The sequence below is a fragment of the Methylomonas sp. HW2-6 genome, assembly GCF_052474525.1.
Window position 1 is genome coordinate 1,841,291 of record NZ_CP184124.1, and the last position, 22,295, is coordinate 1,863,585.

29 protein-coding genes are annotated in these 22,295 nt (G+C 60.1%); all 29 read left to right on the top strand.

Going from position 1 to position 22,295, the window contains the following annotated elements; all coding sequences use genetic code 11:
- The first annotated feature begins 25 nt into the window (after positions 1–25).
- Positions 26–1,657 carry a transposase gene (locus tag ACH518_RS09555; protein WP_445372722.1) on the top strand — a complete coding sequence of 544 codons (1,632 nt, stop codon included), beginning with the start codon at positions 26–28 and terminating at the stop codon, positions 1,655–1,657.
- A gap of 10 nt (positions 1,658–1,667) precedes the next feature.
- Complete coding sequence (locus ACH518_RS09560; protein WP_278211993.1) at positions 1,668–1,994, top strand: hypothetical protein; 327 nt, start codon at positions 1,668–1,670, stop codon at positions 1,992–1,994.
- On the top strand, positions 1,991–2,929 hold the full coding sequence (locus ACH518_RS09565; RefSeq protein WP_445372723.1) for an AAA family ATPase: 939 nt from the start codon (positions 1,991–1,993) through the stop codon (positions 2,927–2,929). Before ACH518_RS09560 ends, ACH518_RS09565 begins: the two co-directional genes overlap by 4 nt.
- Positions 2,930–2,937: 8 nt before the next feature.
- Positions 2,938–3,129 carry a hypothetical protein gene (locus ACH518_RS09570; protein WP_445372724.1) on the top strand — a complete coding sequence of 64 codons (192 nt, stop codon included), beginning with the start codon at positions 2,938–2,940 and terminating at the stop codon, positions 3,127–3,129.
- Between the two features lie 7 nt (positions 3,130–3,136).
- Positions 3,137–3,292 (top strand): hypothetical protein, encoded by a 156-nt coding sequence (locus tag ACH518_RS09575; protein ID WP_278211997.1) that lies wholly within the window; start codon positions 3,137–3,139, stop codon positions 3,290–3,292.
- 10 nt (positions 3,293–3,302) lie between these two features.
- A complete protein-coding gene (locus ACH518_RS09580) occupies positions 3,303–3,545 on the top strand; it encodes a hypothetical protein (protein WP_445372725.1) in 243 nt (80 codons plus the stop codon).
- A complete protein-coding gene (locus tag ACH518_RS09585) occupies positions 3,542–4,096 on the top strand; it encodes a hypothetical protein (protein WP_445372726.1) in 555 nt (184 codons plus the stop codon). Before ACH518_RS09580 ends, ACH518_RS09585 begins: the two co-directional genes overlap by 4 nt.
- A gap of 84 nt (positions 4,097–4,180) precedes the next feature.
- The gene (locus ACH518_RS09590; protein WP_445372727.1) at positions 4,181–4,852 is read left to right on the top strand and encodes a DUF3164 family protein; all 672 of its coding nucleotides are present in this window, start codon (positions 4,181–4,183) and stop codon (positions 4,850–4,852) included.
- Positions 4,853–4,854: 2 nt separating this feature from the next.
- Positions 4,855–5,301 carry a regulatory protein GemA gene (locus ACH518_RS09595; RefSeq protein WP_445372728.1) on the top strand — a complete coding sequence of 149 codons (447 nt, stop codon included), beginning with the start codon at positions 4,855–4,857 and terminating at the stop codon, positions 5,299–5,301.
- A gap of 2 nt (positions 5,302–5,303) precedes the next feature.
- Positions 5,304–5,705, top strand: coding sequence for a hypothetical protein (locus tag ACH518_RS09600; RefSeq protein ID WP_445372729.1), 402 nt, complete (start codon positions 5,304–5,306; stop codon positions 5,703–5,705).
- Positions 5,706–5,841: 136 nt separating this feature from the next.
- A complete protein-coding gene (locus ACH518_RS09605; protein ID WP_140911030.1) occupies positions 5,842–6,126 on the top strand; it encodes a hypothetical protein in 285 nt (94 codons plus the stop codon).
- Positions 6,127–6,418: 292 nt separating this feature from the next.
- Positions 6,419–7,423, top strand: a complete 1,005-nt coding sequence (locus tag ACH518_RS09610) for a phage protease (protein WP_445372730.1) — start codon at positions 6,419–6,421, stop codon at positions 7,421–7,423.
- Positions 7,424–7,457: 34 nt separating this feature from the next.
- A complete protein-coding gene (locus tag ACH518_RS09615) occupies positions 7,458–8,348 on the top strand; it encodes a Mu-like prophage major head subunit gpT family protein (RefSeq protein WP_222101858.1) in 891 nt (296 codons plus the stop codon).
- 65 nt (positions 8,349–8,413) lie between these two features.
- Positions 8,414–9,244 (top strand): hypothetical protein, encoded by an 831-nt coding sequence (locus tag ACH518_RS09620; protein ID WP_445372731.1) that lies wholly within the window; start codon positions 8,414–8,416, stop codon positions 9,242–9,244.
- Positions 9,244–9,747 (top strand): phage protein Gp36 family protein, encoded by a 504-nt coding sequence (locus ACH518_RS09625; protein WP_445372732.1) that lies wholly within the window; start codon positions 9,244–9,246, stop codon positions 9,745–9,747. The genes ACH518_RS09620 and ACH518_RS09625 overlap by 1 nt, the downstream gene beginning before the upstream one ends.
- A gap of 19 nt (positions 9,748–9,766) precedes the next feature.
- Positions 9,767–10,237, top strand: a complete 471-nt coding sequence (locus ACH518_RS09630; protein WP_445372733.1) for a phage tail terminator protein — start codon at positions 9,767–9,769, stop codon at positions 10,235–10,237.
- Positions 10,234–11,694 (top strand): hypothetical protein, encoded by a 1,461-nt coding sequence (locus tag ACH518_RS09635; RefSeq protein WP_445372734.1) that lies wholly within the window; start codon positions 10,234–10,236, stop codon positions 11,692–11,694. Before ACH518_RS09630 ends, ACH518_RS09635 begins: the two co-directional genes overlap by 4 nt.
- A 47-nt stretch (positions 11,695–11,741) precedes the next feature.
- Entirely contained in the window at positions 11,742–12,107 is a 366-nt protein-coding gene (locus tag ACH518_RS09640; protein WP_445372735.1) for a phage tail tube protein, read from the top strand.
- Between the two features lie 9 nt (positions 12,108–12,116).
- Positions 12,117–13,304 (top strand): hypothetical protein, encoded by a 1,188-nt coding sequence (locus ACH518_RS09645; protein ID WP_445372736.1) that lies wholly within the window; start codon positions 12,117–12,119, stop codon positions 13,302–13,304.
- 18 nt (positions 13,305–13,322) lie between these two features.
- The gene (locus tag ACH518_RS09650) at positions 13,323–13,742 is read left to right on the top strand and encodes a hypothetical protein (RefSeq protein ID WP_445372737.1); all 420 of its coding nucleotides are present in this window, start codon (positions 13,323–13,325) and stop codon (positions 13,740–13,742) included.
- Between the two features lie 209 nt (positions 13,743–13,951).
- Positions 13,952–15,913: a phage tail tape measure protein gene (locus ACH518_RS09655; RefSeq protein WP_445372738.1), complete on the top strand. Its 1,962-nt coding sequence runs from the start codon at positions 13,952–13,954 to the stop codon at positions 15,911–15,913.
- Between the two features lies 1 nt (position 15,914).
- Positions 15,915–17,093 (top strand): DNA circularization N-terminal domain-containing protein, encoded by a 1,179-nt coding sequence (locus ACH518_RS09660; protein WP_445372739.1) that lies wholly within the window; start codon positions 15,915–15,917, stop codon positions 17,091–17,093.
- Entirely contained in the window at positions 17,086–18,129 is a 1,044-nt protein-coding gene (locus tag ACH518_RS09665; protein WP_186289479.1) for a phage baseplate assembly protein, read from the top strand. Before ACH518_RS09660 ends, ACH518_RS09665 begins: the two co-directional genes overlap by 8 nt.
- Complete coding sequence (locus ACH518_RS09670; RefSeq protein WP_222101857.1) at positions 18,110–18,580, top strand: phage baseplate assembly protein domain-containing protein; 471 nt, start codon at positions 18,110–18,112, stop codon at positions 18,578–18,580. Before ACH518_RS09665 ends, ACH518_RS09670 begins: the two co-directional genes overlap by 20 nt.
- Positions 18,581–18,976 carry a phage GP46 family protein gene (locus ACH518_RS09675; protein ID WP_140911018.1) on the top strand — a complete coding sequence of 132 codons (396 nt, stop codon included), beginning with the start codon at positions 18,581–18,583 and terminating at the stop codon, positions 18,974–18,976. It begins immediately after the preceding gene.
- Positions 18,973–20,019, top strand: a complete 1,047-nt coding sequence (locus ACH518_RS09680) for a baseplate J/gp47 family protein (protein ID WP_445372740.1) — start codon at positions 18,973–18,975, stop codon at positions 20,017–20,019. Before ACH518_RS09675 ends, ACH518_RS09680 begins: the two co-directional genes overlap by 4 nt.
- Entirely contained in the window at positions 20,016–20,588 is a 573-nt protein-coding gene (locus ACH518_RS09685) for a hypothetical protein (RefSeq protein ID WP_445372741.1), read from the top strand. The genes ACH518_RS09680 and ACH518_RS09685 overlap by 4 nt, the downstream gene beginning before the upstream one ends.
- Positions 20,575–21,894, top strand: coding sequence for a hypothetical protein (locus ACH518_RS09690; protein ID WP_445372742.1), 1,320 nt, complete (start codon positions 20,575–20,577; stop codon positions 21,892–21,894). The genes ACH518_RS09685 and ACH518_RS09690 overlap by 14 nt, the downstream gene beginning before the upstream one ends.
- The gene (locus ACH518_RS09695) at positions 21,891–22,256 is read left to right on the top strand and encodes a hypothetical protein (protein WP_445372743.1); all 366 of its coding nucleotides are present in this window, start codon (positions 21,891–21,893) and stop codon (positions 22,254–22,256) included. The genes ACH518_RS09690 and ACH518_RS09695 overlap by 4 nt, the downstream gene beginning before the upstream one ends.
- The last annotated feature ends 39 nt before the right edge of the window (positions 22,257–22,295 follow it).

Here is a 22,295-nt window from a genome sequence, read left to right on the forward strand (position 1 = left end):
CAACGCCAATCCACTCGTACAACAGATGGCCGATAACAGCCTCGCCGTGCGCCCCACTGCCCAGGTCATCGCGCTACGCCAGCGCGACCCCTGGAAAGAGGCCAACGACAGCCAGCGGGCGGTCGCTACGGCACGGTTCGATATCGTCAACACCATTCTGGACATGGAGCGCAACGGGTTTAGCGCCAACAAAGCGATCGAAACCTTGCTGGCCCGCGCGGAAACCGGCGCGCTGCATCCTTACCTGCAGAACGCGATGAAGACCGCCGCCAAAGCCAACCGCCTGGCGCCAACCCGCAGCGTGTTGTTCGAATGGTTGAAGGTGGTCAAAGCCGGCGGCGGTAGAGTCGATCTGTTGGAGCAACACAAGGGCCGCGTCGTCACCGAACAGCCGGCCTGGTGGGGGCCGGCGCTGGAGTATTACAACCAGCCCAGCCAACCGGAAATGTCCGTCGTCTGGCGACAGCTGGCGGAGGTGGACGGCTTTGCTTGCACCTACGACCAAGTGCGGCATTACCTGGGCAGCGTGCCGGCCATGCTCGGCCGCCACAGCCCGGCGCGGATTGGTCGCAAGCTGTACCGCCTGACCGAGAAGGCCTACATCCGTCGCTGCACCGAGCGCGCCTTGCCGGGCGACGTGTACGTCGCCGACGGCTACATGGCCGATATTTATCTGGTCAACCCCATCGACGGCAAATTCCCCTGGCGCCCGGAGCTGACCGTGGCGATGGATCTGCGCAGCCGCTTTATCGTCGGCTGGCGGGCCGACGAGCACGAAGGCACCACGGCCGTGCAGAACTTGTGGGCGGAAACCTTCGCCCGCTGGAACCACGTGCCGCTGTTCCTCTACGTGGACAACGGTTCCGGCCATAAGAACAAACTCATGTCCGACGACATGACCGGCTTTTATGCACGCCACAACATCGAAGTGATTCATGCCATACCCGGCAACCCGCACGGCAAAGGCTGGATCGAACGTTTCTTTGTGGAAGTGAAGCGCGACTTTCTGAAAGCCTGGCGGCCGGCGTTTTACTGCGGCGACGACATGTGCGACGAGGCCCGCGCCGAAACCATCAAAGCCGTCAAAGGTGGCAAGTTGCAACCTCCCACCTTGATGGAATTTGCCGAGGCATTTAACGGCTGGATCTCGCGCTACGTGCAACGCCAACACCCGGAGAACAAGCACGTCAGCCGCGCCCAGGTGTGGGGCGAGTTGTCGCCGCTGCCGCCGCATGCCGACCTGCTGGAAATGAAGCGGCAGGCGGTGTTGCTGACCGTGCGCCGGGCCAGTATCACCCATAACAAGCGCCAATACGGCCATCCGGACCTGCATGCTTACAACCACCTGCAAGTGGTGCTGGAGTACGACCTGATGGACAACAGCGTCGCCGTCATTCGCACCCAGGACGGTCGCTGGATCTGCGATGCGCATTTGATCAACAGCGTCGATGCCGTGGACAAGAGCCGGTTGGAAGAGCGCCGCGACAAGCGGGTGGAAGACCAACGCAAACGCTTGCAGCGCAAGGTGGACGAACTCAACGCCCGCGCCGGCCTGGTCATCGACGCCGACGCCGTCGCCAGCGATGCGCAAACCCTGTTGAACCAAACCCCGGCGCTGCCGGAAACCATTGAGATTGATCTTTTTAGCTTTGAGTGAGGCAAACCCTATGAGCACATTTACCGATGCATTTTTAGTCAACCGACGGCTAGCCATTCAGTTGGGCGAATCGATGGTATGGGCGGTTGTCAGAATGGACATTGATAGCCGAGAGCTGCTATCGCTGGATTATCAGAGTGAGTTTCACGAGCAGCAGCGCACGGCGTACCAGCCGGTCAGCAAGCCACACGTTAAAGGCGCTATTGAATTGTTTTTGGGGAAATTAGATCGCGCGGTGCTGATGAAAACCGAGGCCAAGAACCTGGACCAGTTGCGGTATGACACCCGCGAATTCCTGGACATTCTGCGCAACGCGGACGGCAAGGTGGTTTTATGAGCAACTATCCCCAACACTACACGCCGGACGATATCGCCCTGATCGAACAGATCAAAGGCTGGTTGGCCGAGCGCGACTACAAACAAGCGGCCCTGGCCAGGCTGGCCCGCGTCTCGGCCAGCACGCTGAGCCAAATCCTGGGCGGCAGTTATGCCACCAGCCCCAGCAAAATGCTAGTCAACGTCGCCAACGCGATGAAACACGCCGACGACACCGCCAGCGATACCGTGGCGCCGGTGGAAACCAGCGTGTTTCGTTTGGCCTTGACCGCCTGCCAAATGGCCCGTCGCTACCGCAACTTCGCAGTATTGAGCGCCTTCGTCGGCACCGGCAAGACCTTTGCCGTCAAGCATTACCAACGCACCACGCCCAATACCTATCTGATCGAAGCCACACCGACCATGACCGTGCAAAGCCTGATCCAGCTGCTGGCACGCACCGTGGCCGGCTACGAGGGCAAAGGCAGCATCGACGACAAATTCCAGTCGGTCATCAACAGCCTGCAGAACACCGACAGCCTGTTGATCGTCGACGAGGCCGACACGCTGACGCCGCACGTGCTGCACACGCTGCGCCGGCTGCGCGACCTGGCCAACATCGGCATCGTGCTGGCCGGCACCGAACACCTGACCGGCCTGATCAGACCAGCCCACGGCCAGTTCGACCAAATCCGCAGCCGCACCGGCTTCTGGCCGGAAACGGTGAAAGGCATCACCGCCGACGATGCCGCCGCATTGACCCAGGCCGCGTTCGGCGACGAGGACGTCAGCGACGACGTGGTCAAGCGCCTGTATGCCTACAGCAAGGGCAGCGCTCGGATGCTGATCGAGGGCTTGGTTGCCGCCATCCAGCAATTCCGCGGTAACCGCGAGTTGAACGTGGCCCTGGTGGATGCGGTGGCCAAACAGGCGTTGTGCCTGCAATCGGTCGCGTAGGAGGCTCCGTGGCTATTTACCTGATCAAAATCCGCGACACCGAACACGGCGTTGAAATCGAAGGCACCGAAGTCGCCAACCCCGGCGAGCGCAACGCGCCGTCGGCGGTGCTGGGCGAGGCCATGGTCGCCAACGCCACCCGCTATCTGGAACAACACGGCCGGCATATCACGCTGGCCGAGACGGTTACCCGCCATTGAGGCCGCCATGAACAACTATCTCGTCAATCGATTTCTGCGCGGCGACTACGCCGGCAAAACCCAGCGCCAGGCCAACCAGCTCAAGCGGTTGGTGGCCCGGCAATGCCACAAACCGCACAACCGGCTGCGCGTGCGCGTGCAATCGGACTGGGCTTTCTACTAGGAGAGACGCCATGCCTTTGGTTAACCAAATGATCGAACAACGCCGCCGCCGCCAGCAAATTGAACGCGACCAACGCCTGTCCGGGCACGACCGGATCATCGACGACCTGCTCGGCAAAGAGGGCCGTTTGCGCCACCAGCTCACCGATACCCGCTGGATCGCTGCCATCGGCTGGGCCGCGTTTGCCTACCTGGCGTATTGCCATTGGGCCGCGCCGATCATGGTGGTCGCCGGCCTGGAGTGCCGCCTGTGAGCAACGCCTGCGCCATCCCGTGCCCGTACTGCGGCAAGGACGTCGATATCGTCCAGGCGCTGGAAGTGGCGGCCGGCAACGAATGGACCGGTTTACTCAACGGCCTGCCGATCAGCCTGGTCGGTGCGCTGCTGCGCTACCTGGAGCTGTTCAAGCCCACCAAGCAGGAACTGCGCTGGTCCAGACGTTTGGCCTTGACCAAAGAATTGGTGCCGCTGATCAAGGACGCGCAGATCAAGCGCAACGGCATCGCCTATTCGGCGCCGGCAGCGATTTGGGAAGCGGAGATGATGAAACTGGTCGTCAACCGTCCCGAATCGTTAGTGCTGCCGCTCAAGTCCAACGGCTATCTGCTGAGCATGATCGCCGGCCGCGGCGAGCGGGCGGCCGCCAAGCTGGAGCAAGACAAAATCGAGCAACAGCGCAATCGCAGCAATGTGGGCGGTGCGCCGGTGTCGGTGGTCAGTCTCGCCGCCCAGGCACAAACCAAAACCAAGAGCAAGCCGCCGGCCGGCTGGAAAGGCCCGGTGGCGCCGCCGGACACCTCGTAGGGTGGGCACGATAGAGCCCACCGTTATTTCCGCGTGGGCACATAAACCGTGCCCACCCTACGCATAACCCACAAGGATAAGACCATGACCGCAATCAACCCCGAAGAATTGACCGAGCAGCAACTGCAAGACCTGCTGGCCAAGGTGCAGACCAAAAAGGCAAAAGACCGTGAGGCCTATAAAGCCATCGTCGCCAATACCGTGCCTCAGGCCGTGGATTTGCTGCTCAAGGCCAGCGAAGACCTGACCGCAATCAAAACCCACATCTTCAATCTGTTCCGCGACGTACTGACGCTGAAGGCCTCGGCATACGACATCAAAGACCAGCAGCAGAGCCATACCTTTACTGCCGACAAATACAGCATCACCCTCGGCTACCGGGTATTGGATGCCTGGGACGACACGTGCCACACCGGCATTCAAAAGGTCAACGCCTTTCTGGAAACCCTGGCCAAGGACGAAAACAGCGCCAAGTTGGTCGAGACCGTGTTTCGTCTGTTGCGCAAGGATGCTAAGGGCAACCTACGCGCCAACCGGGTGATCGAACTGCAAAAGATGGCCGAAAAGTTCAACGACGCCGGCTTCAAGGACGGCGTCGATATCATCCTCAAGGCTTATCAACCCAAGCGTTCCTGCTGGTTCATCGAAGCGTTTTACACCAACGATGCCGGCGAAAAGGTGGGCATCCCGCTGTCGATATCGGCGGTGGATTTTGCTGAAGATTTCGAATTCGACTTCGCGCCGGCTGCGGTCTAACCATGGCAGACATCCTCGCGCACTACATCCAGCTGGTCGGCATCGCCAAAAGCTGGGCAGAGAAGCACTTGCCCGGTTGGGACGACGACATGCACCGCACCGTACTGGCGCGCCACGGCGCCACCGAGCACAACGGCCATATCAGCGCCAAAACGCTGAACGTGCCGCAACTGGCTAACGTGCTGGAGGATTATGTCGCCCGCGGCTGGCCGCGGCGGAACACCTACGGTGCTGGCAATAGCACTAAAGCCGTATCGCCGCAGATCGGTCTGATCGTTAAGCTATGGGGCAAGATCGGCCGGGCGGGCAAAATCACCAACGCCTCTCGCCCGGCGCTGCTGGCCTTTTGCGCTAGACAAACCGCCCACAACGTACCCGACCTGGACAGCCTGACCGACATGGAGCGGCAGGCCATTATCGAAGCACTCAAAGCCTGGATGGCTAGATAGAAATGGATTTCCCCGACGTCGCCCCCGAACTGCTATCCACGCTGCCGCCCGTGTTGCGGGCGATCGTGCGCGCGCTCGGGTTCGTCCGCGCCCAGGAATGGCTGCGCGACCACGGCGGCGTCAATGTGGAAATCCCCAAATACAAATCGGTGGCGCTGGGGCTGACTCCGGAGGAATTGCAGCGCATGGCATCCGTGCTGGAGCCGCATCTGGATGCCGATCGCCGCTTTTGGTGTCCCAAGGCGGACAAGCTGTTCAATCTGAGCCGCAATGCGGCGATTATCGCCACCGCTCACCGCGACAGCATCAACCGCCAGGCCCGGCAATTCAACCTGTCCAGCCGGCAGATCACCAACATTCGCCGCCAGGCCGACACCGGCGTGCAGCTGGATTTATTCGATTGATCGACCATTTTCGTGGCCTCACGAAAATGATGCAGAACAAGCCCTACAGGGGCACGGCTCCAGCGGGCGGTGAGCCAGCTACAAAAAACACCCGCAGCGGTCCCGGTGACTACCTCCCATCGGCGCAACCGTCGGCATGGCCCCACGAGACGGGGCCGTTTATACTGGTCCGGAGTTGCCGCGCCGGACCGCTTTTATTGAGTTTGTAGGGTTTATGATGAAAATTTCCGAGCTGATCGAATTATTGAAAACATTCCAAAACCAGCATGGAGACCTGCCCGTGAATGTTGTTTGGGAAGGCGTGAAACACGGCGTTGACCGAGACTGTCTGTACGTGAGCGGTGACATACTGTTTATCGACGGCGAAGGCGGGGAATGGTTGATGCCCGTCAGCCAAAACCGAGAGGATCATACCCGGTGACTACCTCCCATCGGCGCAACCGTCGGCATGGCCCCACGAGACGGGGCCGGTTTTTCATAAATCGAAATACACGCCGCACACGGCGCTTAACGGTATTGATCGCCCCCGTTGCATAGCCCAAAAACGTTTAAACGCGCCTGCGAGGTTTTAAACGGGGTTTTGCCGCCAATGCAATCGGGTTATTATCGATAACTCGTTCGGATACTAACAACCCGCCCCTGGAAACATTTCCAGCCTCTTTTTACACCCCTCAAACCCGGATACTGGCCTCAACTGATTTACCGAGGCCGTCATGTCCAAACCCGCTGTCAAAGTTGTTGCCCTGGCTTTTGAAATTGCTGCCGATGCTGCTGCGCCAACGACGGCGCATTTATTGCCGGTAGGACCGTTTCGCGCCACCGACGGCCGCCCTTACGACTGCGAAGCCTGGCAACTGGATGCTTCCATTGCCGCCAATGTGATCCTGCGTTTGCGCGATCGCGCCAACGATACCTTGATCGACTACGAGCACCAATCCCTTCGCACCGAATACAACGGCCAGCCCGTTATCGCTGCCGGCTGGTTTCACGATATGGAATGGCGTGACGGCAAAGGCCTCTACGCCATCGGCGTCGACTGGACTGCAGTCGCCAAACAACGCATCGCCGACAAAGAGTATCGCTACATCAGCACCGTTTTTTTATATCTGGCCACCACCGGCGAAGTGCTGGACGTCATTTCCGTGGCCCTGACCAATACCCCTGCTGTCGATGGCCTGGATGATCTGGGCGAAGACGGTATGGCGGCTTTGAGTAAACGCTTTTCTTTACCCGACCCCGATCCGGAGCATACCGATATGGCCACACCGCAAGAAGAACTCGCGGCGCTGCGCGTCACGCACGCCCAAACCGAAACCGCCCTGGCGGCACTCACCGCCGAACGCGACACGCTGAGCGCCAAAGTCGCCGCGTTGACCACCGAGCGCGATACCGCGCTGGGCGAATTGGCCGCGCTGAACAAGCAAATCAACGACGACAGAGCCGCGGCCGAAGCCCAGCAAAAAACCGACCTGATCACCGCCGCGTTGACCGACGGCCGCATGGCGCCGGCATTGAAACCCTGGGCGGAAAAGCAAAGCCTGGCCGCGTTGACCGAGTTTTTGCAAACCACCGCGCCGTTGCCGATCACCGAACGCCAGGCCGGCGCCGGCCATGCCACCGGCACCGCGGCATTAACCGCCGAGCAAAAGGCTGTTGCCGAAAAAATGGGCGTGACGGAAGAAGAGTTTCTGGCCACGCAAAAAAAACACGCCCGCTAATCGCCGGCACCGCACTTTAACTTAGGAGATACCGATGCTGACGCAAGCGCAACTCGACGCACTCAAAACCTCGCTTCAGGCCAATTTTGATAAGGGCTTGGTTGATACTCCCTCGAACTGGGCCATGATCGCTGAGCTGATGAAATCCACCAGCAAAAACAGCACCTACGCCTGGTTGACGCAATGGCCGTCGTTCCGCAAGTGGGTCGGCTCCAGGTTGCATAAAGCGATCGCCGAAAAAGCGTATACCGTCTTCAACGACAAATACGAGGCGACCATCGACGTGCAGCGGACGGATATCGAGGACGACGATTTCGGCCACTATGCCAATTCCGCCCGCGGTCATGGTAAAGCCGCCGCGCGCTTGAAAGACGAGCTGATTTTTGGCGCGCTGCTGGCCGGTTGGTCGACCAACTGCTACGACGATCAGTACTTTTTCGACACCGATCATCCGGTCTATGCCAATGCCGATGGCACCGGAGCCGTGACCGCAACCTCCAATATCCAGGCCGGCGCCGGCGCGCCGTGGTACCTGTTCTCCGATGCCGCCCCGGCGCTGTTTTTACAAGAACGGGTGCCGGCACAATTGGAGGCTATGGGCGCCGGAACGACCAATTATTTCGAGAATGACGTGTTCAGTTTCGGCGGCCGTTGGCGCGGCGCGGCAGCGTACGGGTTTTGGCAATGCTGCTACGGCTCAAAGGCGACGCTGAACGCGGCCAATTTCGACGATCTGTACAACCGCATGTTTGCCCAGGTCGGCGATGGCGGCATCAAGCTCGGCACGGTGCCCACTCTGCTGGTCTGTGGCCCAACCAATCGGGCTGCCGCGGAAACGCTGCTCGACAAAGAATATCTGGCCGGCGGCGAGAGCAACACCAACTATCAGCGCGTCAAACTGCTGGTGACTCCGTGGGTGGCGTAGGCCAATAACCGTAGGCCGGGTAGCGCGCTCGCGAAACCCGGCACAACCAATCCGAGGATTAGAACATGTCGAATACGAAATACGTCCGTATCAACCCGCGCACCCAATTGACGACCCGCCACCGTGCCGGCATCGGCTTTAGCCAAACCTGGAAGCAGGTGGACGTCGACGCCGCCACACTGGAGGCCATCGAAGAAGACCCCTATCTGGAAGTAACCGACCACCCGACGGTGCTGGTCGAGCTGCCGGCCGTCAGCCAGATCGGAGCGATCGAAGCCGGACAAGAGCCAAATAACACACCCGAGAGCACTGCAACTGATGAGGGATCGACTGGGGAGACTGCGGCGGAAGGAACCGATACCGGTACCGCCTCCCCGGTGGCCAATGCGGCCGACGCTGAAACGGGCAACGAAAACCCAACCGAAACAGGTCCGGAGGCCGACGGGTCCGAGGGCCTCACTACCGGCGACGAAATTAAAACGGGCGACGACGCCCCGGTGGCCGATGCGGCCGACGCTGAAACGGGCAACGAAAACCCAACCGAAACAGGTCCGGAGGCCGACGGGTCCGAGGGCCTCACTACCGGCGACGAAATTAAAACGGGCGACGACGCCCCGGTGGCCGATGCCGCTGACGCTGGAGCGGATGGCACCGCTGCCACGGATGGCGAACAACCGGCGAACACCGCTGAAAAAACCGCAGCCGAGCTCAGAATTGAGCAAATCAAAGGTGCAATCGAGGTGTTGAATCCGAACGTTGCCGAAAACTGGCTGGGGGACGGTCGCCCGGCAACGAAAGCCATTGATCTGATTCTCGGTGCGCCGTTGTCTCCGGTCTCCGCCGCAGAACGGGACGCCATTTGGGCTGAAATCCAATCCGCCCGGAGCGCCGGCTAATGCCCTTCGCCAGCCGCGCCGATCTGCTGGCCCGTACCAACGCCCGTCGCCTGGCGCAGCTGGCGGTACCGGCCGACATGGCGATGCCGCCCGAGGCCGCGCTGCGCGTCGCCATCGACGGCGGCAGCCTGGCCGGCTACAGCGCGGACGAACAAACCGCGCTGGCCGGCGCGCTGGATGCGATCGACACATGCCTTGCCGATGCCGATGCATTGATCCTCAGCTACGGCATTCCGGACACGGTGCAAACAACGCTGATCGCCCGGCTGTCGTCCACTGTTGCGCTCTACTATCTGCACGGCGCCGAGCGGATGACCGACGATGCCGCCAAAGCGTATCAAGGCGTCATGGATACGCTGAATGCTCATGCTACCGGCCGATTGAGTTTGATCCCACCAGAGCCGCCGTTGCCGACCGACCCGGTCGTATCCGACGACCTGGTGCAGTTCGAAAGCTCGGCCCGCCGTTACGGCGTCACATCGACCGTGATTGAGGACTGGTAACGTGATTTCGCTGACGCCTGTGCTCGAACACCTGCGCACCAAACCCGCTGCATTTCCGCACGCCTGGTTCCGCGACTTCGGCCTGGCCGCCGAGTACGCGCAGATCGATCCGGACCGGCTGCCGCTGCCGGCGTTGTGGCTGGTGCGCGCCGCCGATAAGTCCGACGAGCTGGACGCCGAGGCTCGCGCCGCGAATATCACCCTCGGCTTCGATGCGGTGATTGCGATCGAGAACATTCGCGCCGAGCGTGCCGGCGAAACCGATGATGTGCTGCTGTCCTATCGCGACGCCGTCCGCACCAAATTGCAAGGCTGGGAGATCGAGGCCGGCGTGCGACCGATCAAATTCAAGGGCGGCAAGGTGTTGGAGTATTCCGCCCAAGACATTTACTGGGCCGATCGATACGAATTCTCGGCCCTGATCACCAACTATTTACCCGACCCAGGCGCCTACGACAGCCTGGTCTACACTGGAGCCCCCGCGCTATGACTATCTCATTTGACAATATCCCGCAGGCGCTACGCTATCCGGGCGTCTATATCGAAATCGACGGCAGCCAGGCCGGCCTGGGCGACGACATTCCGGCGGTGTTGCTTGTCGGCCAAAAACTGGCGGCCGGTAGCGCCGTGGCCGGCGAGATTACCCGGATTAGTTCGGTCTATGACGCAGTGCAAAAAGCCGGCGCCGGCTCGATGTTAGCGCAGATGGCGGCGCGTTACCGGGCCATCGACGCGACGCTGGATATGTACATGCTGCCTTACAGCGACAACGGCGCCGGCGTTGCCGCGACCGGTACCATTGCCGTGACCAACGCCGCCACGGCCGACGGCACACTCTCATTATATATAGGCGGCCGATTGGTCTCGGTAGGCGTGACCAGCACCATGACCACCGCCCAAATCGCTACCGCGATTGCCGCCGCGTTTACCGATGCCGATTTACCGGTCACGGCCGCCGCCGTGGCCAGCGTCGTCACGTTGACCGCAAAGCACAAAGGCACCTGCGGCAATAACATCGATATGCGGCTGAATCTGTACGGCGAACTCAAGCCGACCGGTTTGGCGTTGACCCTGGCTGCGATGGCCGGCGGCTCCGGCGACCCGGCGCCGGGCAACCTGGCGACATTGCTGGGCGCCAACCGCTGGTACCGTTACATCGCGCTGGGCATCAACGACGCCGCCACCCTGGCCGCCTGGCACACCGAAAGCCAGCGCCGGTATCAACCGCCTGTGCAGGCCGGCTTTAGGTGCTTCACCGCCCATCGCGGCGATTACGCCGCAGCGGCAGCGTTTGGCGAAACCAAAAACTACGAGCACATCTGCCACCTGTCGCTGGAGATCAACCCAACTCCAACTTGGGAAGCGGCGGCGATATTGTGCGCGGCGGCCGCGCCCAAACTTTACAACAGCCCGGTGCAATCGCTGGAAGGTGTGGCGCTGACCGGCATGGTTGGTGTGACCTATCACGACTGGACCAACGCCAACAGCTTGCTGTTTAAAGGCATGTCGGTGATGCAGATCGCCCAGGACGGCAGTTGCTACATCAAGCGGCTGATTACCCTGCACCAGCGCCGGCCGGACGGTTCGCCGGACGATGCCTACCTGGACGTCAATACGCCGGAGACATTGGAGCGCGTGCGCTACGAGCAACGCATCGGCGCCATCAAAGCGTTCGTCGGCACCGCCGCGGCCAAAACCAACGAAGGCTACCGTCCAGGGCTGCGCATCACCACAGAAGACTCGGTGCGGGCGTATTTGCTGAGCCTGTATCAAAACGTGCTGATGCGCGAATACGGCTGGGTGCAGAACTACGACCACTACAAAACCACGCTGGTCGTCGAACAAGACGCCGACAATCCGAGCCGGTTCAACTATCTGGATACGCCGATCCTGCTATCGCCGTTCTACATCCTGGCCGGCCGCGCGCAGTTTGCGAAACGGGTTTAACGGTCGGGCAAACGCATTTGAAACGGGATTTATTGGAGATTTAAACCATGGCCGAATTAAACAACATCCGCACCGTCTCGGTGCCGTCCATCGGCAAATTGCCGCTGGCAACGCCGCCCGGCACCTTCACCCCGGCCGGCGAATCGCGCGAACACAAACCCGGCCGCCTGCCGGAGGACGGCGGCTTTTTGACCGGCTACAAACCGGCCGTGCTGGAGCTGAACATCAATCTGCAAGCCGGCGTCGATCTGGATGCTATCAACGCCATCAAAAATGAGACAGTCACGATCCGGCTGGAAAGCGGCCAAGTCTATATGATGCCGCAAGCGTTCCGCTCCGGCGATCCGGCCGGCTGGGGCGATGGTGAAAGCAAGATCACCATCATGAGTAATACGTCTGAGCGGATTGGGTAGGGGGAGGCCATGATCGGAAGACAAGCGCGGATTGCAACTCAATACGACGATTTGGCGGCATTCGTTGCGGATGGCGGCGCCTCGAATTACGGGGACGGTCCGGTCGGCATCGGTAACCAAAGTTTTCGTTGCCATCAACGATTTTTATTGCCGGTGAGCCATGGTGTGGCGGAGAAAGCAGCCGGTTTTGATGTGATCAACGGCTCCGGTGTACTGAACAACAAAGTGACTGATAGCGGCCACACCTGGTCTTTATCCGGTACGGGCGTCAATAACGCGATTATTGCCGACGATCATGTTGAATCCACGGCCAATACTTACCTGTATATCAATACCGGGCAACCCGTAAGACGTATCATTCAACGCAGTTCCGGCCATGGTGCGACGCTGGCGTTTCTGTTGACCCACGCCTCGCTCGCGGACATGATCCATGTCAATTTCGTATCGGGCGGCGCTCGCAGAATCAGTCATTGGAAAACCGGTACCGGTAGCGATATTGATCCTATTTGGTCTATTCCCTACGGTTCGATGCCGGCGTTCGGCGACGGCAATATTCACGAATTCATGGCGGAGATCATCGACGGTGTCGTCTTCGGCTATATAGACAAACAGCTTGTGATCGTGGCTTACCACCCGGACTACAAAACGGTATCGGGTAACTCGATCATGCTGCAGCTACACGATGCCGGCACGGGCAATGCTTTTGTCGACGACAAGATTTACGAATTTGCGGCTTACACGCACACTCAGTTTGACGATGCGCTTTTACCCAATCCGGTGGCGAATTGCATACGGACCAAGGCGTTGCTCTCATATCAGTTCCAGTTGGGCAACCCTAGCGGTGCCGGATTCAGCCCGCAATCGCGTTCGTATTTCTGGACCGACGATGCCAATGGCCATTTTTTCAGCGGCTCCAGCATTGCCACCGTCCGGATCAAGTCACAAGCGGCCGGCTACGCTGCAAATCTAATCGTCGAAGCAAATATCGGCAGCGCTAGCCGGGTCGAAATCACGGCTGGCAATGACGCGGTCGGCAAAATCCGCCACGGCGGCGTGGACAAAATAACGTTCCCGAACGGTATCACGCGAGCAGATTTCGCCGGCCGTGTGCGTGTGGCGGCGTTGCCGACGTCGGCCGCAGGTCTATCGTCAGGCGAACTGTGGAACAACGGTGGCACACTGGCTATCGTCCCTTAATCTGTTGATGGATCGAGTATGAATTTGAAGCTAACAAACCCGCTGAAAATTGGCAAAACTGAAATCGCGTCTCTGGAGTTTCGAGACTACACCACCGCCGAAGATTACCTCAGCTTCGACCAGCGCGGCGGCGTGGCGCAACGGATTGCGTTGATCGCCTCGCTGACCGGTACCGACGTGGCGTTGATCCGGCAGTTGCGCGGGCCGGATTACATCCGCGCCGAGCAGATGGTCAGCGACATGTTGGAGGCCGATGCCACAGCGGCAAGCGAGGCTAACGCCAATCGCGTCAAGCTGTTGTCCCGGTTGACTGGCGCGACCGAAAGTGAGGTGGCGAAGATCCTCGGCGTGTTGACCGAAAAGGCTGCGTCGGCCGCAACCAGCAACGAGGGCGATGCCGAAAAAAAGTTGTCAGAATCATCACCGCAGTCGGTTTAGTTGCCAAAGTGATGAACCAGCCGCTGCCGATCGTCAAGCGCATGCCGCTGGCCGAGTTGTTCATGTGGGCCAGGATGGCGGCGGCAATGGACGGGCGGAAGTTTGATTAATCCAATGTAGGGGGGGGTTACCCCGGAAACATTTCCAGCCTAAGCGCGCATCCCATAACTCAATAAACTCCTGTTACATCCCGTAACCGGAGTTTTTTTATGTCCAACGCTGCCGACGTCGAGTTGCGCGTCAAGTTTGTCGATAAGACCGGCAACGGCTTCGACAAATACGTCAAGCACGTCGAGCAAACCACCCGGCGCACGGAAACCACCGTCACCCAGTCCAATGCGCGCCAGCGCACCTCATTCGAGAGAACGTCGCTTGCCCGCGAGACCTTAGGCGTTCGCTCAGAGCAGCGCATCCAGCGCGAAATTCAACAGACCGAGGCCGCCTACAAGCGCTTGGCAGCGTCCGGCAAGCTCAGCCAGGACGAACTGACCCGCGCCGCCGAAAAGACCCGGCAAAAGATCACCGGCTTGACCAATGAGATGGGCAAGCTGACCAAAGAGCAGCAGCGCGCCGCCAAGGCCGCGAAGGACTTCGAGGTCGCGCAAGGGCGGATCAGAACAGGAGCAGCCGTTGGCGCCGGTTTGGTGGCCGGCGGGTATGCACTAAAAGCGCCGATTGCCAATGCGCTGTCGTTCGACGAGCGGCTGGCCAGCATGGCTAACACTGCCTATCCGGAGCGCACCGCCACCGGCCGCTTGCAGGGCGCCAAAGAGTTGGAAGCGGTTATCAATCGTTCCGTGGACCTGAAACAAGGCGGCGGCGGTACCCGCGACCAGGCTGCCGAGGCGCTGGATGCGTTGATTGCCAAAGGCACGCTGTCGCGCGAGCAATCGCTGGCATTTTTGCCGACCGTGATGCGCACGGCTTACGGTTCGTCGTCAGCTCCGATCGATATCGCCAATCTGGTCAGCGCGTTGGTCGGCCAGGGTGTCGTCGGCAATGAACGCGATTTAATGCGGGCGTTGAACATGGTCACCGCATCCGGCCAAGCTGGCGGTTTCGAGATTAAAGACATGGCCAGGGCGTTGCCCGGCCAACTTGCGGTCGGCAAAACGGCGGGCTTGGTGGGTTTGCCTGGCCTGCAAAAAATCCTGACCATGAACCAGGCGGCGTTGCTGCCCTCCAGCGATGCCGCGACGGCCGGCAACAATGTGCTGAATCTGTTGACCAAGCTGTCGTCCAGCGACACCGCCAAGGACTTCGAGAAAGCCGGTCGCGGCGATCTGGCCAAGTTTTTGGTGGAGCAACGATTGAAAGGCGTGGATGCTGTAGATGCGTGGATGAATCTGATTGATCAGGAATCGACGAAAAGCCCGCTATTAAAAAGCGCATTGGCCAAACTGAAGGGAGCCGGCAACAAAGCCGACCAAGCAGCAGCTATCGAGGCGATCAGCCAGCTGTCGGAGGGGAATGTCATCGGCCAGTTCTTTCAAGACATGCAGGCGCGTGGCGCTCTGTTCGGCATGCGTAACAAGGCGTTGACCGAGCGCGTGAGCGCGTTTATTGGCAAAAACAATAGCGAATTCGGCGCCAACGACCTCAACTACCAAACCATGGCCGGCACCGGCGCCGCGGCGATCCGCAACGCCGAACAGGAAGCGGCGATCAAGCAAAAGGAAGCGATGGAGCGCTTGATCCCTACCATCACCCGGGCGGCCGATATCTTTGTCGACCTGTCGCAGAAATATCCTGATCTGAGTGCGGCAGTGGTCGGCGCCACGCCGCCGATTATTGCATTGGGTACCGCCGCCGGCGTGTCGGCATTGGCGATGGGTGGCGGGGCTGGCGGTAGGTTTTTGAGCATGGCCGGCAAAGGCGTTAGCGCGTTGGCGGTGGCTGGCGCCGGTGCGGCGGGTTATGGCGCAGGCAGTTTGTTTGTTAAGCCGGCTGTAGACAACGTCACTCGGTTTTTGTCCGGCGATAACAACGCCACACTCGGCACCGCGTTATTCGATTATTTCAACAAAGGCCAGCCCAATAAGTCCGAAGTGCATCTGACTGTGGAGTCGACCACGCCCGGCTTTATGGTCAAGCAAAAATCCAAATCCGACGGCGTCAGTGTGACGACTCGCGGCAGCACCGGCAACATTTTCAGCGGAGCCCCTGAATAATATGGCCGAGCAATCCTACCTTGACCGCTGGGCGCCGGCGCAATGGCGCGATATCGAGTTTTTGACCGACCGCCATGACGACAAGGGTGGTCGGCGCCTGGTGGTGCATGAATTTCCCGGTGCTGAAGAGCCACTGGTCGAAGATCTGGGCGGCAAGGCCTGGGACTACCAGCTGAACGCTTATTTTCTCGGCAATGATTACGACCTCGAGGTCGATGCGCTGATTGCGGAGCTGAATAAGCCGGGCGCGGATTGGCTGGTGCATCCCTGGCTGGGGCGGTTATGGCTGCGGCCGCAAACCTGGTCGCGGCAAGAAAGCAGCGATGCCAACGGCTATTGCACGCTGACCATCGGCTGGGCGCCCGGCGGCGGAGCGCCGCAGGTGCCGCGTCCGGATGCGGCCGATCTGGCCATGGCCTCATTGGCGGAATGGGCCAGCAGCGCCGAGGACGATTTCGATTTGTTGGCGATGGGCGAAGACGCCCTGGCGGCGTTCAGTTCCATCACCCAATCCGGCATGGAAATGGTGCGCCAGGCGATATCTCTGTCAGCGTTGCCGTTGTCGTTTGCGCAAAAGGTCATGACCGGCGCGCTCGGCTTTCAACACGATATCGCTACGCTGGCGGCAGTACCGCGCAGCTATTCCAACGCCTTGCGCGGCCTGTTGGGCGGTATCGGCCTCGGTGCCGACGATGTCGGCCTGGCTCCCGGTAGCCGGGTGCGGTTGGTGTCTCGGCTGGCAGGCTTGGCCGTGGCCAGTGCGTCCCCGACATTCATCACCCCGGCCGGCGTGTCGCTGATCGATACCACCGCGCGCACTAACATCGTCGCGGCCGCCGAGTTGCAAAGCCGGCTACTGTTCGGCGCCGCGATGCAAACGGCGCTGGCCGACTTCACTACCGAGCTCGACCGCGACATGGCCGTGCTGGCAATCGACACCGCCTATGATGCGTTGCTGCCGGCGCTGCCAGATACCTTGTTCCAAGCCGCCGTATCCGCCCGTGCCGCGGTCGTAAAAGCGGTGATGGCACAGGACTTAAAGCCGCAGCAGATCCGCGATATCGTCTCGCCGCTGCCGTCCACGGTGTTGGCGCATCGGATGCAGATCGATGAGGCCGTGTTTTTAGAGCGCAATGCGGTGCGGCATCCATTGTTTGTGCAAGGGCGTATGTATGGTTGAGTTGCGGTTTAACGGCCAGCGCTACGCCTATTGGCAAAAGGTGTACATCAAAAGCTCGGTGGACGATTTGGTTGCCGATATGAACTTTGCCGTGACCCGCGACGGCCTGGGCAAACTATCGGCGCTGGATGAAAACACGGTGGTGCAGGTGTTGATCGACGATCATTTGGTGTCGACGATTCGCCCCGATATCGTCAACGAAACGGTGCGCGCGCAAAGCCACAGTATCGAGATCGACGGCCGGTCGCTGGGCCGCGAGTTTGTCGACTGTAAATATTCGAAAAGCCTGTCCGGATTGAAGCTCGACGAGATTGTAAAGCAGCTTTGCAGCACGTTTAACGTGCCGGTACAGATCGATGCCGAAACCGCCGTGGTCGCCGATTTTGCGATGCAATGCGAAACGCCCGCGAATGCGCTGATCAACGCCGCCCGCGCGGCCAACCTGTTGTTGTATCCCACCCCGGACGGCGGTCTGAAACTGACCAAGCCGACCGCAGCCGCGCCGGTGGCCACGCTGGTCTATGGCGACCATATCGAAAGCTATAGCGTGGTCGACGAATACCGGCTGCGCTACTCCGATTATCTGGTTAAAGGCTACGACTACGCCGCCAATCAGGCCTTGAAAGGTGCGGTAAAGGATGGCGGTCTGACCTATTTCCGGCCGCTGCATATCATGGCGGACAAGCTGGGAAAAAGCCTGGGCGGCTGCGATCGGCGCGCCGAACTGGAACGCAACCGGCGCTTGGCCCGCGCCCATCGCATCGATCTGGACGTGTACGGCTGGACCCACTCCGGCGGAGTATGGGAGATCAATACCCAGGTGCGGGTGGTAATCCCCTATCGCAACATCGATGGCGTGTATTTGATTGGCGACCGGATTTTTACGTTGGACGATCAGGGCGGCAGCATGACGCGATTGACGGTGATGCAGCGCGATGCCTTTATCGGCGAAGACAAGCCTGCCGCTCACAGCAAACGCAGCGCGGCCAAGAAGCCGACCAAACAGCAGACGATTTATGCATCAGATTTGGAATAGATTGCAGCTGTTGTTCTCGCAGGGCGTGGCGACGTTGGTCGGCGCCGATACGGTGCAGGCGCGGGTGCTGGATAACGAGGTACTGGATAACCTGGCGCGGATCGAGCCGTATGGCTTCAGTTATCGGCCAAAGCCGGGCGCGCAGGTCTATCTGGCGTTCCCGGCCGGCGACCGCAGCTATGGCGTGGCGTTGGTGGTGGGCGACAAGCGGTATCAAGTGGAATTACAAGCGGGCGAAGTGGCGCTGCATGACGATATCGGCCACGTCATAAAACTGGGGCGCGATGGAATTTCGATCGATGGCGGCGGCCATGACTTGAACATTGTCAATACACCACGCGTGTTGATTCCGGACGGCGATATCGTCGTCAATGACATTTCGTTTTTAGATCATGCCCACGGCAACGTGCAAAACGGTGGCGGCAATACCAGTCCGCCGGTGGGAGGCTAAATGTTGAAATTGGTCCAAGTCGATAACGGCGTATTCGATCTGCAATTCGACGATCCGGCATTGAACGATGCCGATGCCGCGATTCGCACGGTCGTTTATGCGGCGTTGTTTTCCGATGCCGAAGCCCCGGCGCGGCGCGTGCCGGATCGATACGAGCGCCGCGGCTGGTGGGCCGATCCGGAAGCCGGAAGCGGATTGTGGCATGTGCGCTGGCAAGGGCTAAGCGACGCGGCCCGGCGCGAAGCGCTGTTTATGGTGCGGCAGGCTTTGTTGGACCATGGCGTTTCCGATGTTGTCGTGGTTGAGCAGGCTGTCCCTGGAAATGTTTCCAGCCTCTTTATGCGCATCTCCGGTGCTCATAATGGCCGCAACTTCGATCTGAGCATTGAGCTGTGACCAATTACGTCCGCCCGTCGTATTCCGAATTAAAGGCCCGCATCCAAAACGACCTGGCAGCGCTACCGGCTGTGTTGGCCGGACCGTTGGCGGCCGCCTGGGCGCGAGCCTGCCACGGCGTGCACGGCAATCTGGACTGGATCGATCGCCAATGCTCGCCGCTGACCTGCGAGCTGGAACGGTTGTACGACTGGGCGGCGCTGTACGGCGTCGATCGTTTGGCCGCGACGGCGGCCACCGGTCACGTGCTGGTCACCGGTACCGCCGGCACCGATCTGCTGGCCGACACCCTGCTGCGCGGCCAAAACGGCCTTGATTACAAGGTGCTGGCTGCCGTGGAATTGGGCGCCGGCGCCACGCCAGTGGCGGTGCGCTGCCAGACAGCCGGTTCCGCCGGCAATTTGATTGCCGGCCAGAGTTTGACGCTGGTCGATCCGGTACCCGGCATCGCCGGTTCGTTGACGGTCGACAGTAACGGGCTGACCGGCGGCGCAGCAGAAGAAACGCTCGAAGATTGGCGGATAAGGGTTGCCGATGAATGGCAGGTGATGGTTATTCGGGGCGGCCGCTCCGGCAAGTCCGCGGATTATCGATTCTGGGCCAAAACCGCGCATCCCTCAGTAACCGGCGCTTTGGTGCAGCCCCATGCGTTGGGTATCGGTACGGTCATCGTCCGCCCCATTTGTAACGGCCTGCTGGACCGGTTGCCCACCCCGGCGGTGTTGGATGCGGTAGCGGCGTATCTGGCCGATATCGCCCCGGCCACCGCTGATTGGCGGGTGGCCGCTCCGATCGTCAAGCGCGTGTCCGTGACGATCGATCTTTTGCCTGGTTACGACAGCCAGGCGAATCGTGATGCCATTCAGGCAGCGTTGGCCGCGTTGGTGTTATCGGAATCGTCGGAAGCGGCTGTATTGACCATGGCCGAAATCGATGCGGCGATTGCCAGCGTGACGCAACAGTACACACGTTTAGCACCCCTGGCCGATTTACACGTCGCTGCCGGCGATTTGTTCGTATTGAATCCGGTGACCTGGGCATGATGCAAATTCGTCCGCATAGCGCCGACGACTATGCGACCGCCATCCAATCGTTGCTGCCGCCGGGTGCGGCGTGGCGATGGCCGACTAACGGTGTCGGCCATGCGATGTTGTTGGGGACCGGCCAGGAACTGGCCCGCGTCGAAGCCGAGACCCAACAGGTGTTGGATCGCGCGGTAGAGATTCATCGGCCGCGGGCTGCCAATTGGCATATCAGTACGTACCGGGCGGTAGCAAACAATGCCGTGGCCGACGTCGTAGAGACTATTCCGCGCAAACCGATTCGGGTTGGCAGTCGAGTGGGCGAGCGGCTGTGGCGGGCAGATGCGGTGTTTCCGGTGCCATTGGTGCAAGTCGACCATCTATTTGGTCCGCTCCGCGTCGGCAGCCGCGTCGGCGATAGGGTGTGGGGTACGCGATCGAGGTATGTGCTGCGGGTGCGGTATTACCGATCTGTTGTTAACCCAAAAGCATTGTGGCGGGCGCTGAACGAGTTCAAGCAATCCCACGTTTTTCTCTGGTTCGAAGACATTACCGGGATCGGTGGTGAGGTGAGTTATGCACAAGATTGACGGCGCCGGCAATATCGGCGGCATGTTCGTTTGGGAAGATCCGGATCTGAATCGGCCACCGACCGAATTGACGGCTGAATGGCTCAACGCCGTGCAGCAAGAACTTATCAACGTGATTTTGTGGGCCGAGCTGGACTTAAACAAGTCGGATAACTCGCAATTGCTGCAAGCGCTGCAAGCCAAGTTTGCGTCGATCGATCCCGGCGGCGATTACGCGGCCAAGGCGGCCGTGCAATCAGACGACTATAAGATCGCGGACGCCACCGGGACCGCTAATGCAATCGTGGGTGCGTTTTTTCCGGCGATCACGTCGCTGGCCTCGGCTCATGGCACGTCCTTATTTGTGAGGGCCTCGGCAGCGAATACGATCGCGGCGCCGACCTTTACTCCGAACACTGGCACGGTCCCGGCCAAGGCCATCGTAAAAGGCAACAATCTGCCGTTGGCGCCCGGCGATATCGCCGGCGCCGGGTATTGGATGGAGTTGCGTTACGACTCGGCTTTCGATAAATGGGTGCTGGCCAACCCGGCCCGTGGCTTGTCGAGTGCGTCGGCGGCGGTATCAGGCAGTGCGAAGAATTTGCGTTCATCGGCCACCGGCGCCAGTGTGAGCATTTCGATTTCGGCCGATGAGATCGTAGTGAAAAACACGTTGGGCGAATCAGTGACGCTGGAGAACGTCGCGGTGGTGCTGAATACTGCGTCGGTGGGCGTGAACGGACTGGATAGCGGTATTTTGGCGGCTAACACCTGGTACGACCGCTACATCATTTATGACGGCGCGACGCCGGCGGCGTTAATGTGCGTGTCCGGTAATAGTCCGGTGCTGCCGGCTGGGTATGCATTTAAAGCGTATGTTGGCGCGTTCCGGACGGACAACACCGTCAATAAATTTCCTGTGGGGTTTACTCAGGCCGGCGGAATGTTTCAGCCTCGGGTGTCTGCCAGCGGGAATCTGCCGGCGTTGCCCGTGATGGCGAACGGGGTGGTTGGTTCCGGTATGTCGTCGGCTACGCCGACATGGGGCGCTGTAGCCGTCAGAGGTGTTGTAGCGCCCCCCAACGCCACTGCGGTGCATTTTGTCGTGGGGTGTTTTACGAATACCTCCGGCGCTCAATTCATTGTGGCTCCGAATAACCAATATGGTGGCCTGGGGCTGACGAATAGTCCGGCGCCCATCGCCTCTAACGGTTACGGCTTTGCGAATTTTCAAGGCCGCTTGCTGTTGGAGTCGAATAATATTTTTTACGTATCCGGGAGTGCGTCGTTGACGATGTATTGCTTCGGATGGGAGGAGGCGTTATGAGTTTTGCGGTGCGAGTAGATGGGCTCGGATTTCGCACGGTGGGCGGTGTCGACGAATTGTTGCCCGGCGAGTTTTTCAGCGAAACCCAGCCGCAGTTGATTGGCATGGGCGACGATCTGGCGCAGCGTCGGGCGTTGATGGTGGTCGATGCCTGGCGTATTTTGCGAGCGCTCACCGTGTTGGGGTGGCGTGACGACGTGGAATCGCTCATTGCCGTCAGCAGCCAGGACGTGAAAGATATGTACACTCGGGCGCCTGTTTTTCGGCGCTTGTCGCCCTTCGTCGAGTTGGTGGCGGCCGCTATGAATAAAACGGATGCCGACGTCGACGAGTTGTTCGAGCTGGCAGCGACGATCGAGTAAAACCGGTGCGACCTGACGCGATGTTCGAGCATCGTGCCA

Coding starts and splice junctions, on each gene's coding strand:
- ACH518_RS09555 (WP_445372722.1), top strand. CDS start 26: ATGGCCGATAACAGCCTCGCCGTGCGCCCCACTGCCCAGGTCATCGCG.
- ACH518_RS09685 (WP_445372741.1), top strand. CDS start 20,016: ATGATGCAAATTCGTCCGCATAGCGCCGACGACTATGCGACCGCCATC.
- ACH518_RS09610 (WP_445372730.1), top strand. CDS start 6,419: ATGTCCAAACCCGCTGTCAAAGTTGTTGCCCTGGCTTTTGAAATTGCT.
- ACH518_RS09580 (WP_445372725.1), top strand. CDS start 3,303: ATGCCTTTGGTTAACCAAATGATCGAACAACGCCGCCGCCGCCAGCAA.
- ACH518_RS09665 (WP_186289479.1), top strand. CDS start 17,086: ATGGTTGAGTTGCGGTTTAACGGCCAGCGCTACGCCTATTGGCAAAAG.
- ACH518_RS09690 (WP_445372742.1), top strand. CDS start 20,575: ATGCACAAGATTGACGGCGCCGGCAATATCGGCGGCATGTTCGTTTGG.
- ACH518_RS09675 (WP_140911018.1), top strand. CDS start 18,581: ATGTTGAAATTGGTCCAAGTCGATAACGGCGTATTCGATCTGCAATTC.
- ACH518_RS09640 (WP_445372735.1), top strand. CDS start 11,742: ATGGCCGAATTAAACAACATCCGCACCGTCTCGGTGCCGTCCATCGGC.
- ACH518_RS09595 (WP_445372728.1), top strand. CDS start 4,855: ATGGCAGACATCCTCGCGCACTACATCCAGCTGGTCGGCATCGCCAAA.
- ACH518_RS09660 (WP_445372739.1), top strand. CDS start 15,915: ATGGCCGAGCAATCCTACCTTGACCGCTGGGCGCCGGCGCAATGGCGC.
- ACH518_RS09645 (WP_445372736.1), top strand. CDS start 12,117: ATGATCGGAAGACAAGCGCGGATTGCAACTCAATACGACGATTTGGCG.
- ACH518_RS09635 (WP_445372734.1), top strand. CDS start 10,234: ATGACTATCTCATTTGACAATATCCCGCAGGCGCTACGCTATCCGGGC.
- ACH518_RS09605 (WP_140911030.1), top strand. CDS start 5,842: ATGGCCCCACGAGACGGGGCCGTTTATACTGGTCCGGAGTTGCCGCGC.
- ACH518_RS09625 (WP_445372732.1), top strand. CDS start 9,244: ATGCCCTTCGCCAGCCGCGCCGATCTGCTGGCCCGTACCAACGCCCGT.
- ACH518_RS09600 (WP_445372729.1), top strand. CDS start 5,304: ATGGATTTCCCCGACGTCGCCCCCGAACTGCTATCCACGCTGCCGCCC.
- ACH518_RS09560 (WP_278211993.1), top strand. CDS start 1,668: ATGAGCACATTTACCGATGCATTTTTAGTCAACCGACGGCTAGCCATT.
- ACH518_RS09655 (WP_445372738.1), top strand. CDS start 13,952: ATGTCCAACGCTGCCGACGTCGAGTTGCGCGTCAAGTTTGTCGATAAG.
- ACH518_RS09695 (WP_445372743.1), top strand. CDS start 21,891: ATGAGTTTTGCGGTGCGAGTAGATGGGCTCGGATTTCGCACGGTGGGC.
- ACH518_RS09620 (WP_445372731.1), top strand. CDS start 8,414: ATGTCGAATACGAAATACGTCCGTATCAACCCGCGCACCCAATTGACG.
- ACH518_RS09650 (WP_445372737.1), top strand. CDS start 13,323: ATGAATTTGAAGCTAACAAACCCGCTGAAAATTGGCAAAACTGAAATC.
- ACH518_RS09590 (WP_445372727.1), top strand. CDS start 4,181: ATGACCGCAATCAACCCCGAAGAATTGACCGAGCAGCAACTGCAAGAC.
- ACH518_RS09565 (WP_445372723.1), top strand. CDS start 1,991: ATGAGCAACTATCCCCAACACTACACGCCGGACGATATCGCCCTGATC.
- ACH518_RS09575 (WP_278211997.1), top strand. CDS start 3,137: ATGAACAACTATCTCGTCAATCGATTTCTGCGCGGCGACTACGCCGGC.
- ACH518_RS09615 (WP_222101858.1), top strand. CDS start 7,458: ATGCTGACGCAAGCGCAACTCGACGCACTCAAAACCTCGCTTCAGGCC.
- ACH518_RS09670 (WP_222101857.1), top strand. CDS start 18,110: ATGCATCAGATTTGGAATAGATTGCAGCTGTTGTTCTCGCAGGGCGTG.